The 12,987-nt window shown below is 44.2% G+C and carries 11 protein-coding genes; 7 read left to right on the forward strand and 4 right to left on the reverse strand.

The features are described 5' to 3' along the window. Window positions 1-142 precede the first annotated feature (142 nt). From V8Q34_RS04975 to V8Q34_RS05005, 7 genes are all read left to right on the forward strand, one after another. Entirely contained in the window at window positions 143-724 is a 582-nt protein-coding gene (locus tag V8Q34_RS04975) for a DUF2284 domain-containing protein (protein WP_335834958.1), read from the forward strand. Window positions 725-988: 264 nt separating this feature from the next. Then, on the forward strand, window positions 989-2,017 hold the full coding sequence (locus V8Q34_RS04980) for a LacI family DNA-binding transcriptional regulator (protein WP_335834959.1): 1,029 nt from the start codon (window positions 989-991) through the stop codon (window positions 2,015-2,017). Between the two features lie 174 nt (window positions 2,018-2,191). Then, window positions 2,192-3,463 (forward strand): uroporphyrinogen decarboxylase family protein, encoded by a 1,272-nt coding sequence (locus V8Q34_RS04985; protein WP_118743494.1) that lies wholly within the window; start codon window positions 2,192-2,194, stop codon window positions 3,461-3,463. Between the two features lie 33 nt (window positions 3,464-3,496). After that, window positions 3,497-4,840 carry an ABC transporter substrate-binding protein gene (locus V8Q34_RS04990; protein WP_335834960.1) on the forward strand — a complete coding sequence of 448 codons (1,344 nt, stop codon included), beginning with the start codon at window positions 3,497-3,499 and terminating at the stop codon, window positions 4,838-4,840. Between the two features lie 21 nt (window positions 4,841-4,861). Further along, on the forward strand, window positions 4,862-5,734 hold the full coding sequence (locus V8Q34_RS04995; protein ID WP_054352961.1) for a carbohydrate ABC transporter permease: 873 nt from the start codon (window positions 4,862-4,864) through the stop codon (window positions 5,732-5,734). 9 nt (window positions 5,735-5,743) lie between these two features. Then, window positions 5,744-6,574, forward strand: coding sequence for a carbohydrate ABC transporter permease (locus V8Q34_RS05000; protein WP_158587241.1), 831 nt, complete (start codon window positions 5,744-5,746; stop codon window positions 6,572-6,574). Between the two features lie 31 nt (window positions 6,575-6,605). Continuing rightward, on the forward strand, window positions 6,606-9,455 hold the full coding sequence (locus V8Q34_RS05005) for a hypothetical protein (protein WP_335834961.1): 2,850 nt from the start codon (window positions 6,606-6,608) through the stop codon (window positions 9,453-9,455). Between the two features lie 116 nt (window positions 9,456-9,571). Here the strand turns inward: V8Q34_RS05005 and V8Q34_RS05010 are convergent, their stop codons facing one another. From V8Q34_RS05010 to V8Q34_RS05025, 4 genes are all read right to left on the reverse strand, one after another. Beyond that, on the reverse strand, window positions 9,572-10,318 hold the full coding sequence (locus V8Q34_RS05010; RefSeq protein ID WP_335834962.1) for an EFR1 family ferrodoxin: 747 nt from the start codon (window positions 10,316-10,318) through the stop codon (window positions 9,572-9,574). A 29-nt stretch (window positions 10,319-10,347) separates the two neighbouring features. Further along, window positions 10,348-10,692, reverse strand: coding sequence for an ArsR/SmtB family transcription factor (locus tag V8Q34_RS05015; protein ID WP_103731387.1), 345 nt, complete (start codon window positions 10,690-10,692; stop codon window positions 10,348-10,350). Window positions 10,693-10,708: 16 nt separating this feature from the next. Continuing rightward, window positions 10,709-11,482, reverse strand: a complete 774-nt coding sequence (locus V8Q34_RS05020) for a nitroreductase family protein (RefSeq protein WP_335834963.1) — start codon at window positions 11,480-11,482, stop codon at window positions 10,709-10,711. Between the two features lie 226 nt (window positions 11,483-11,708). Then, window positions 11,709-12,977: a lactate racemase domain-containing protein gene (locus V8Q34_RS05025; RefSeq protein ID WP_103731385.1), complete on the reverse strand. Its 1,269-nt coding sequence runs from the start codon at window positions 12,975-12,977 to the stop codon at window positions 11,709-11,711. Between the last annotated feature and the right edge of the window lie 10 nt (window positions 12,978-12,987).

Below are 12,987 nucleotides of genomic sequence, written 5' to 3' on the forward strand. Positions count from 1 at the left end.
CTGTGGGATTACTGCCTGACAGCAGCTTTTTTGCTTCAATGGGAAATGAACGCAGACAGCACTGCCCCGGTGCGGAAATACGGCTTAGGAAAATGACCACAGGCCAGGTTATATCGTTTGGCTGTTTTGGAGCAAAACCGGAATGAAGGGATCAGAAGGGAGAATCGGTAATATGCGGGAACAAGACTTGATTGCAGCAGCTGAGGAAGCGGGGTTTGCAAAAGCCGCCGTGATGAACACGGAAGATTTGGAATTTGAACATGAGTTCCGCAGGTTCTGCGAACAGAACGACTGTGGAAATTATGGCAATAACTATGGATGTCCACCCTACTGCGGAACCCCGGAGGAGATGCAGAACAGAGTCATGCGGTACCGCCAGGCGGTAGTTTTCCAGTCCAGAACCCCGGTTAACAACATCTTTGATGATGCGGAGACAAAACAGATCAAGAAGATACACACCCGGATGACACTGCGCACAGTAGAAGAACTCAAGAGAAAAGGACTGGATGAGGACGGTATGTTCATCATGTGCGGACCCTGCAACCTGTGCGACGTATGTAATATGCCGGAAGGAAAACCATGCGTGCAGGAGCAGAATCGCTTTTCCTGTCTGTCTGCGTACTGTATAGATGCGGCGAAAATGGCGAAACACTGCAATATGGATATGCAGTGGAATGGGGATGTGGTTTCGTTTTTTAGTATGTATCTCTTTGATAAAAAATAAAGAATAACGGATTACAGAGAAGATTAGATACGGAGCAGTCCGGGCTCATAATTACATGAATTTTAGATGGTACTTCGTAAATGGAGTACCATTTTTTGTAAGGTTTGTATCATATCTGCTGATCGAGACAGACCAATCTCAAAAGTTGGTAAATATTCACAAAATTTAATGACAAATTTCGCATATTATAGACAATTGCCAAAAGCGATTGTATAGATTATAATACAATTATCAAACGTGCACGGACACGGCGTAGGAGAAACCATGAAAGTTACAATCCGAGAAGTCGCAGAAGCAGCGAATGTATCAAGAGGGACAGTGGACCGGGCCTTAAATCACAGACCGGGTGTAAATCCGCAGGTAGCGGAAAGAATCATAAAAATAGCAGATGAGCTGGGGTATAAGCCCGATATGGCAGCCAGAACACTGGCAAATAAAAAGTATACCAAGACAATAGGAGTAATCCTTTGTTCGGAAGGCAATCCCTTTTTTAATGATGTTATCAATGGTGTCAACAACGCACTGGAGGAAATGGGGCACTTTGGAATACAGAATATTGTCAGAAAGATTAAAGGGTTTGACGCAGACCTTTTACTAAAAGAAATAGATGGACTTCTGGCAGAAAAAATATCTGGTCTTGTAATAACTCCGGTTAATTCCCAAAATGTGGCACATAAGATCCAGGAATTGGAAGACGCAAATATACCGGTAGTAACTATAAATACAGACATATCCAGTGTAAAACATCTTGCGTATGTGGGGTGCGATTATATAACCAGCGGATGTGTGGCAGGTGAACTGCTGGGTATGATGAGCAATGGATTCGAGGAACATGTCGCCCTGATCATCGGTTCCAGTATGGTCATGGCACAGGAGCAGCGTCTCAGGGGAATAAAGAAAACTCTGAAAAGGGATTACAGTAATATAACAGTGGAAGCAGTTATTGAGAATGACGACGATGACCAGAAATCATATGAACAGGTGAAAGCGCTGCTGAAAGAGAAGCCTGAACTGACTACGATCTGTTTTGCATCAGCAGGTGTGGAGGGTGGTATAAAGGCCGTCCGTGAGTCGGACTGCGGAAGAAAGCTCCGTATAGTAACGTATGACCTTACGGATATTGTGCGGGAAAATTTGAAATCCGGTGTTGTCTCAGCCACCATTTGTCAGGAGCCCTTCAGGCAGGGATTTCTGGGAGTTGAAATTTTAGGGCGTTATCTTTTATATGGCACAAAACCAAAGGAATCTACAATAAAGACGCATATATTTATAGCAACAAAATATAACTTATGAAAAATTCTCTTTATCCGATCAAGGGTAAAGAGAAAAAATTTAACCTTTATCGTGCACGGACACGAAAGAAAAGATTAGTTTTAAGCGTATGCTTTTACTAATAAATTTCAAAGGGTTTTATGAAACTCGAGATAGTAAAATTCTTTGATGAACTACATTGGAGGAGGAAGAAAAATGGCAACCAGCAGAGAAAGGCTGAATCAGACACTGAATCATATTGAGCCGGAAGAAGTGGTCGTAGATATGGGGGCGACACCAATTACCGGAATCAATGCAAATGCTCTTGACCGGTTAAGGAGGGCACTGGGCCTGGAGGAAAAAAGAGTAAAGATCAACGAACCTCTTCAGTTATTGGGGGAAGTGGAAGAGGATGTTCGTCAGAAACTGCATCTTGACTGTGTGGAAGTATCCACAGGCATGAATATGTTCGGATTTTCCAATTCGGGCCGTAAGCCCTGGGTATTGCAGTCCGGTCTTGCAGTTGATGTTCCCTTGAATTTTAATACCACAGTAGATGAGACAGGTCGTACATATCTGTATCCCCAGGGGGATTTAAGCGTACCGCCATCCGGTATGATGCCAAAAGGAGGATTTTTCTTTGACAACATTACCAGAGGAAATATCGAGTTTGATGAAGACACAGACAGTGCGCGGGTGGATTTTAAGGATGACTTTGCTGTCATTACAGATGAACAGCTGGATGAACTGAAACGGCAGTGTGACTACTACTATAACAATACAGATTACGGAATTGTTTACAGCGGTGCCATAGCCTCAATAGGTGATTTTGCAACGGTTCCCGGACCGAATGTGAAATATCCGAAAGGAATCAGGAACCTGTCAGATTTTATGATGGCACATCATGTATGTCCGGACTATATCCATGAGATTTTTGAGATGCAGGTGGAGACGGGACTAAAAAATGCAGAATTGATCCGCCAGGCCTGCGGCGACAAAATCCAGGTGATTTACATATCAGGGACAGACTTTGGAACTCAGAACGGGCCGTTTATGTCATTGGATTCGTTTAGAGAATTTTACAAACCGTATTATAAAAGAATCAATGACTGGGTGCACAAAAATACAAATTGGAAAACATTTTATCATACATGCGGCGCAGTCATGACATTTTTACAGGACTTTTACGAAGCAGGAATGGATATTCTGAATCCTGTTCAGCTCTCAGCCAAGGGAATGGATGGTAAGATCCTGAAGGAAGAGTGGGGTGATAAGTTTGTTTTCTGGGGTGGAGGTATTGATACACAGCATACTCTGCCTTTCGGTACACCGGATGAAGTATATCAGGAGGTAAGAGAACGCCTGGAACTATTTTCAAAGGGCGGCGGATTTATATTTAATACAACACACAATATACAAAGTCCTACAAGTGCAGAGAATATGCTGGCAATGTTTCAGGCAGTTGAAGATTTCAAGAATACGAAATAGGTCTCGTTTTGGAGAGGAAAGTGGGGAAAAACTATGAAAAAAATGGCGATGTTTTTGGGAACGGCAATGCTGATGACTACAATTTTAACCGGATGCGGCGGCACAAGCGAAGAGACAGATAATGGGGGGAAGGAAAATCAGGCGGATACAGGTACAGGGGGAGATACAGAGACAGTAACAGATACGAACTCAGATGATATTGTCATATGGGCATTTGCAGAACCACATGCGGAATATTTCAGATGGGTGACAGAGGAATATAAGAAGGAACATCCGGATGTTAATTTTACCATTGAGATCATGACAACAGATGCACTTTCTGAACGTTTGGCAGTGATCAATGCATCCGGGGGAGAAGGAGCCCCCGATTTGGTAGATCAGGAACAGGGGTTTTTCTCACGCTTTATGTCCGAGGAGCAGATGTGCTATTATCCTCTTGACGAATTTATGGAGCGGGACGATGTAACGGATAAGATGGTCAAGAACCGCTTGGACCTGTATGCTTATGATGGACATTATTACGGCCTGGAGCATGCTCTGTGTCCGGTGACTATGGCATACAGAAAAGATTTATTTGAGGAATATAATATTGAAATTCCAACCACATGGGAGGAATATAAAGCTGCAGCAGAGGAATTTGCAAAACATGATATTTATATTTCGGCAACAAAGGATATGTCAATGGGCGGCGAACTTGACGAGATTGTTTTACTTCTGCGCGCTGCCGGTCTGGACTATGTGGACGAAAACGGCAAACTGAATATTACAGATGAATTTAAAAACATTGTCATGGATTATGTCCAAATGCAGCAAAACGGAATGATGTATGCCTGGGAGACACAGGACGAGGCATGGCCGGTGGTAGCGGAAGATAAAGTGGCAACCTATTTTACCGCTGACTGGGCAGCAGGGTGGCTCAGGGATAATGTTCCGGAACAGAGTGGAAAATGGCAGATGGCACCATTGCCGAAGCTTACAGATACAGCTTCTGTGGTATCCGTCAGGGGAGGTACAGGCCTTTGTATGACAAAGTATACGGACAAAGATAAAGAGGAGCTTTGGGACTTCATGAAGTTTGCACAGCTGGATAAAGATAACTGTGTAAAGAAATACGAAATGATCGCATTATATCCACCGGTTTACGATGCCATGCCTGAATGTAACAGTCCGGTAGAGTATTATGACAATCAAAATCTTGGAGAACTCTATGAAAGCCTTGCAGACGAGATACCTGTACAGTATCAGGCAGACTGGAGAAATGCCTTTACAGAATCCTTTAATTCCAATGCCTACGATCTGGTAGAGGGAAATATAAGTATTGATGAGCTGACAGATATATTGACAGAGGCGGTGAATGATTATAACGAATCAAAATAACATACAGGAGGACATGTAAATATGAAGAGAAATAAACGAAAAATTATGCCGTATCTTTTCATATCACCGTTTTTTATCCTGTATGCGATCTTTGGATTATATCCTGCAGTTTCAGGTCTGATATTGTCTTTGCAGACAAAAGCCGGACAGTTTACATTTTCCAATTATCAGACAGTGTTTATGGACTCCAGGTTCTGGAAGTCTGTAACGAATGCTGCCATTTATATGCTGGGGAGTATATTTATTATACTTCCCGTTGCATTAATTGCCGCGCTGATGCTGAACAGTAAATTTATGGGTAAGAAAAGCGGCTTTGTTTCAACCGCATTTTTCATTCCAAATGTAACATCTGTTATTGTAGTAGGCATTGTATTTAAATTAATCCTTAGAACTAATAACGGGTTGATCAATACAGCTTTACAGGATATGGGTATCATAGAAAGGGCGGTTAAATTTTTAAGTGATCCGGTGTGGGCGATTCCTTCCGTGCTTTTGATCGGATGTTGGAGATATTTTGGTATTAACAGTCTGTATTTTCTGAGCGGTTTACAGGGGATACCCACGGAACTTGGGGAGGCGGCCAGAATCGATGGTGCGGGCAAGTGGAAAGAGTTCTGGTATATTACACTGCCTTTGCTGAAGCCTATTATGACATATATCGTATTTATTGCGATTACGGGTTCTTTTGCCATGTTTGGCGAAGTCATCACTCTGGTTCAAAACGGTTCATCTGTGGGTTCAAGGGATTCCATGCTGTATCCCGTTATATACCTGTACAATATGATGTTTAAAAATAATCAGGTAAACCGCGCGGCTACGATGGGATATATGATAGCAGTTATCCTTCTGGTAATCACAACTATACAGAGATATCTGTTTCGTGAGAAAGACTGAGGTATGCGGATGAAGAAAAAAAGAGTGATTGCAAGTATCCTTTTCCATATAGTATTGTTGGTGGCTGTGCTGTTCATCCTGTATCCCTTCGTATTTATGATATCAGGAGCACTTAAGACGGATCTGGAGATGAACAGGCATATATTACGGCTGATTCCGAGGGAGATAACCCTTGATAATTTTAAAACCCTATTTGAGACTATCCCGTTCTGGAAGCAGTTTATGAACAGCTTTTGTGTGGCTGCGGCTGCTGCGGTTCTTGCTATGCTGGTTGACGGGCTGGTGGCATATGGATTCACAAGATTTGAATTTAGAGGAAAAGGTATTCTTATGAGCCTGATACTGGCAACGATGCTGATACCCCCGCAGGTGCTGATGGTTCCCCAGTTTCAGATGTATAAAACCATGGGGCTGTTCGGATCGTATGTACCCCTGATCATACCGGCACTGATAAACGCATTTGGAATATTTCTGCTGTGTCAGATCATGGGACAGATTCCAAAAGATTTATATGAGAGCGCAATGATTGATGGGTATGGTGAGTTTAAGATATTCATGAAGATAGCAATACCCCTAAGTAAGGCAGGAATTGGCATACAGGGTGTTCTTACATTTATGAATACATGGAATGATTTTATGACGCCTTTGATCTATCTGAATGCGGAGGAAAAGTATACACTGCCTATTGGCCTCATGCGTCTTCAGAGTTTTTATAAGATATCTTACGGGGCACCTCTTGCAGGGGCGTTACTGTCATGTATTCCGGTCATCATTATACTGGCTGTAGTGGGGCAAAAATATTTTGTGAAGGGACTGATGGCAGGGGCCGTCAAGGGTTAAGTAAGCAGAAGGGATAAGTGTGTAGGTAGATATGAAAAGCTATATAGTGATAGAAAAGGGAATGGACCTGCTGACAGGTCTGGCAGCAAAGGAATTAAGGCGTTATCTTTATGTGTTGGGTTTGGAGCTGCCGCTGATAGTGAATAAAATGCCGGATAGCGGGAATGCGATAATTGCCGCATGTAAAGGAAGCCGCTTATTAGAATCATATGGACATGTTCTGGACTATACAGATCTTGGTGAAGAAGGATATATCTTGTATGGTTCAGGTACCGGAAAGGATCCGGTCATACTTACCGGAAATACGGAGATTTCTGTACTTTACGCAGCGTATCATTTTTTGGAGCTGCTGGGAATCAGATTTTATCTTCATGGGGATACCATACCGGAAGAGGATTGTGCTGTTGACATATGGAATAGGAAGATAAATATCAGAGAAATACCAATTTTTAAGGAGAGAGGAATCCATCCGTTTCATGACTTTCCGGAGGGACCGGATTGGTGGAATAAGGATGATTATTATGCGATTCTGACACAACTGCCGAAGATGCGGGCTAATTTTTTTACACTCCATACCTATCCTGAAAACAGGGAAGCACCAAAGGCAATGACCGCAGAACCACTGGTCTGGATTGGAAAGAAAGAAGACTGTAATGAAGATGGCACGGTAAAGTACAGTTATCCGGTCCAGCATTTTAAGACCAATGGAAACAGCTGGGGATATCATCCTATGAAGACAAAGGATTACCCTTGCGGGATGGGGAATATATTTGAGAAAGACTGTTATGGCCCAGATTATATGCAGGGGTATGAAGACGAAATATACAGTCATGAAATACACGAAGCAGATGTTCCGGCCGAGAAGTATAATCGGATGTTTAACGCTTATGGTAAAGTTTTGGCAGAGACCTTTTCTTATGCTAAAAAGATGGCCGTTAAGACATGTATAGGAACAGAAGCTCCCCTGACAATACCGGAAGCAGTAAGAAAACGTCTGGGTATTACAGGAGAGCCGGATAAAGAAATGATTCAAAGCCTTTATGAAGGTATTTTTGAAAGAATCAAAAGGACCCATTCCCTTGATTATTATTGGATGTGGACACCGGAAGACTGGACATGGCTTGGAAATACAAAGGAAGATACAGAAAAAACCATAAGGGACTTTTCCTGTGCCTTGGAGGCAAAAGAGAAGGTGGATGCCCCCTTTGAGCTGGCTGTCTGTGGCTGGACATTGGGTCCACAGGAGGACCGCGCGGCATTTGACAAGTATCTGCCGGAAAATATGCCTTTTTCATGTATTAACAGAAATGTAGGCTTTGATCCGATTGAGCCTAAGTTTCAGGATTTGAAAAAAGACAGGCCATCCTGGGCAATACCCTGGCTGGAGGATGACCCTGCCATGATTTCTCCCCAGTTGTGGGTGGGCAGGATGCGCAGGGATGCCTTCGACGCCAAACGATACGGTTGTGACGGACTTCTTGGGATTCACTGGAGAACATGCAGTATTGCGCCAAATATTAAAGCACTGATGGAAGCCGCCTGGGAGCAGCCCTGGGATGAATCAGTGTCTGAAAAAATATGTCTGGAAGGATATGTGGGAGCGGATTCTTATACAGAGGAATACCCTGAGTGCAAGGGCGTTTTGAACACAGCCAGAAAGGGGTGTTCAGGGTATGTTTTAAAACTTCCGCCGGGAAATTATACAGTATGTATGGTATTCCAGAAGTGTGATGCAAAACTGGATATTAAGATCAAAAACCTGATTTTACGTGATAGAATGATCAGTGAGGAAAATAATGAAATTTGTGTCCCTGATATAGAGGTGGAACAGGATACGGTCCTTTCCATTGATTTTATGGTAAAAGAAGGATGCCCGGCAATTTCCGCTGTCACAATTGAGGGAGCGACCAAAAATAACCAGCTTGCGGGCAATGATTTCTCCAGGAAAATAAACTGCGGAGGCACAAGTTGGCAGGACTATGAAGCCGATTTGGAACTGTATAAAAAAAATGGACGCTGTGCTCCGACCGGTGACTTTTACCGAAATTTTTCTGTAGCTGAATTTGGTAAAGGAGCGGGGGAAAAAGCAGCAGATATTTTTGCAGAACAGGATGGAAATATGCCCAGGCCAAGCAGATGGGAAGATGGACCGGGGAATATATACTGCAATGAGATTCCCTGGGACGATATGAAGAAGCAGTATGACTTTGTGGATGAATTCGAGAAGCTGGGAACTTTGATACACAGTGCAGGTGAAAAATCACGTTATGATTATTGGAACCATACATTTCAGGCAATGAAGCGGACTGCTGAGATCGGATGTCTGTGGGGAAGCTTTGAAATACACTGTAAAGCAGACAACCATGAAAGTGCATTGGCAGATTATAAAGAACTGCTCAGAGCGGTGGAAGAGCTGGAATATCATCTGCTGATGGCTGTAGAATCCAATGGAGACATGGGGGTTATAACGAATATACAGCAGAGAGCGGTTACGCCTATACTGAGACAATGCAAAGATAAACTGACAAAGTGGTATTCTGATCTGCCGGAGTTGAAGGGGAATGTGGTAGACAAGGCATTAAGACTTGTTGTTCCTACGGCCAGAACTTCCCTGCAGAGAGGAGAGGATTTAAGGCTGAAGGTAATTGTCATAGGCGGCAGTGAAATATCACCGGTTTTGGATATAAGATATATAGGATGTTCGGAATACAGGAGGTATAAGTTTGCAAAGTGTGAAAGGTGGGTGTACTCCCTGACAGTCCCGGCGGCAGAACTGGCGGAAGATTTTGAGTATCATATTTCACTGGAGGAAAATGGCAGGCGGCTGGTATACCCCTGCAGTTCTAAACATCAGGACCAGACAGTAGTTATAGCAGATTGATTTGTTTATTTCAGCGATTATCTATATTAAGAATAAAACAGGATGTTTTCTGCAGAAAACATCCTGTTTATGGTCTCGTGAATAGTGGGAGATACAATCGTTCCCACGTATTGCTCCTATTTCGGACAAATATACCGCGGCAGCCCCTTACTATGCCCCCCATACTCAATCGCCTCTTTCGGACAACGACAGATACATGCCATACAATGCGTACAATCTTTTCCCCACACCGGTTTCCCGTTATCCATATGGATATTCCCCAGCGGACATATATCCGCACATTTTCCGCAGGAGATACAGGAGTCCGCTGCGTAAAACTTCTTTGCATGAACAAACACCGGATAAAAGATATCGTTGACAATGCTGCTGTTTATTTTATCTTTTACGGTAAGGTGACTCTGCGGGAACTTTTTTCCGCCCTTTATCAGGCGTGCGGCATTGTCTATATGGTCTTCCGCAAGGCGGATGGTTTCCAGCGCGTCTTCTCTGCCGGGAGTGGAGAACATGGCTATATAATTTTCCGGCATGAGAAGGGGAAAGCATCCTGAAAAATTCATGTTTTTAGAACTGCATAGTTTCTTTAGATACTTTTCCGCATTTCCGATACTGCCGCCGCAGGTCATGAGAAAATAAATCTCCCTGCTGCCGGACAGCGTAGTCTTTTCCAGCCATGCATGCAGAATGCGGGGGATTCTCCATGCATAGGTGGGTGAGACGATAACCCACGGCCTGTCAGAGCGCATGGCTGAAAAGTCATGGTTTCTGATCCTTTCAAACAGATTCGTAACTTCATCTCCGATTTCTTTACCAATCCGCTTTGCAGCATATTCACTGTTGCCTGTTCCTGAAAAATATAAGATCATGGGACTGTCCTCCAAAATATAAAAAATTGTTATGACCGTGAGCTGATGTGCCGGATACTTCCATAGATAAGGTTAACTAAATCAGCGATTTCCTTCCACTGCGTCTCCTCTGCACTCAAATAATAATAGTTTTTTGTTCCTTCTTTCCGCATTGCAACGATGCCGGATTCTTTGAGAATCTGAAGGTGATGGGATACGGACGGCCTCGTAAGATGCGTCTTTTGCGCGATTTCCCCTACCCGGATACCTGACAGGTCGCTTTCCAGCAGAACAAGCAGGATGAGCTGCCTTGTATCATCTCCAATGGCAGAAAAGGCATTTCTGTTCTTTTGGAATCCGTCTACTATTTTTTTCAGTCTTTCTTCACATTCCATTATCGCACTCCATTTTCTATAGATATCTTACATCTAAAGGTTCACGCTGCGCCGGGCGGAGATATTTTACATCCGGATATCCTAATACCAAAGTCATGGCAGCATGCTTTCCACGGGGTATTTTCAAAGCTTTTTTGATTTTGAAAGAATGGTTGGCTGCGGTTGTAAAAAAGCCGCTGTACAAGACTCCAAGTCCGTTTGCTTCTGCAGCAAATTCCATATTCTGGGCGGCCAGGATACCGTTTGTTTTATTTTTCGCCAGAATGACAATAACGGCGGGGGCACGGAAAAAGAAAAAGTGTTTATCAATCTTATTACGCCTTGCCATGGGGCTGAATAGGTCAGCAGCAGGTTTTATTTTTTGAAAGAGGCTGACTGCCATCTGTTCTATGTTGTCTTTTTCTTTATCGAGGACAACAAAGGATACGTCCTGCATATTCTTTGCTGTATGGGTGAGTCTTCCGGCTTCCAGAATCTGATCCATGATCTCTTTTGGTATCTTTTTGTCCCGGAATTGCCGGATACTTCTTCGGAAACGGATCGTATCCAGAACTGCCGGGGGGTCTAAACGCACTTCTGGGTTCCTGTATGTGTCCTCATGTTCATAACCGCTTATGGAAGCGGCCTCTTTGGGACAGACAGCGGTGCACTGTCCGCACATAAGGCAGTCATCCAGTATGATTTTGGCCTTCTTATTCTTCAGCTCTATGTTATGTGCCGGGCATGCTTTCACACATATCCCACAGCCAACGCATTTGTCTGTATCTATTCTTACCTGATGTTTTTTCACGGCTGAAATCCTTTCGTTTAAGTATGTTAACCATTATACAGAACAAAAATGCCGGATACAACATTGGTAAAGAAATCGGTTACCATAAAAATGATCCCCGGCCGCTGTTCATTTCGTGCCCGGCAGCACGCTTTGTAATGCACAGCAACGGGGTATTTCTGCGCATATTTACAGAAATACCCCGTTGTTTATAAAACAATGCAAAGATTCAATTTATATTTTCCCGTCAGTCCACTTTCCAAAGACCCAAAGCAGGCGTCTTCACAAAATAAATCTCTTCCCCGTTCTCCAGTGTGTTCCACCCGTCGTGCAAAGTCTCCGGATCGTACAGGGATGCGGCTTTTTCATAATCCATCCACTGATAGCCCACACTCTCAATCTCTTCTTTTGAAAGATTTTCCGGTCTGGTACAGTATGTGATCCGGAATCTTCCGTCAGAGGAGCCCTGGATCAGATGGGCGGCAGCCATGATCCTGTTCTCAAAAGCACCTTCATTGAACAGTTTCAGCACATAGTCCCGGCCCTTGTATCCGTATGTCCTGGTCATATGATCCATCTCTTCGTTTTCGCCGAAGGCCTTGACGCCGGGAGCCAGAATGATCAGGTCCCCTCCGTCGGCAACTGCCATTCTTGTGCGGTAGATGCCTTTGTTTCCCACCCATGTGGTTTTCAGCTCATAGGGGTCCAGATAGGTGACAAGTTTTTTTGCCCTGCGCTCCACATGACAGATGTTCAGCTTTTCGGAGAGCTGGACCGCAAGCTCAAATGGTTTTCTGGAAGGCCCTGTGTAAAGTCCGTTCAGGCAGATTTCCTCATCCTTTAAGGTGGTGACAGTCTGGATATACACCAGGGGGAGTTTTCCGTCTAGGAAATGCTGCTGGGCATAGTCGAAGACTTTCCTTGCGGGGGAGTCCGCAACACCCAGGGCCTTCTCCATACCGCAAATGGCGCTGAGCATGTGGGATTTGTTGATCATCTGGCGTCCGCCCACACCTACGAAGATGTTCTTGCTGTAATTGGCCATGCCCACAACCTCGTGGGGAACCACCTGTCCGATGGAGAGGATCAGGTCATATCCTCCGTGGATGAGCTTTTCATTGACCTCAACTTCAATGTCCGTGGAATACAGCCCTCCGGAAATTTCCTCGATGACTTCCTTAGGCACTTTTCCGATGGAAACGGTGTCTGTCTGCCAGTGGTGTACTAAAAATGCTTCCTCAGGCACGACATGGCCGAACATCTTTTCCTTCTCCTCTGCGTCCATTGCCATGTGGGTGCCCAGGGCGGGCATCACATGTACGGTGGCGGTGGGGGACAGCTTCTTATAGAGAATCTGTGTCAGTTCCCCGGCATAGGAGTAGCAGCGGGTGAAATCCGGCGGTATGATAAGCACCTTTTTTAAGTCCGGGTACTGGGCCAGCAGTTCATCCATGCATTTCTCCACTTCAGCGGGAGTGATACCGGAAGTTTCATTTGTCAGGTATATCTCGTTCATAGATTCCTCC

The organism is Blautia sp. JLR.GB0024 (assembly GCF_037000545.1).
In the GTDB taxonomy this organism is placed as follows: Bacteria; Bacillota; Clostridia; order Lachnospirales; family Lachnospiraceae; genus Blautia; species Blautia celeris.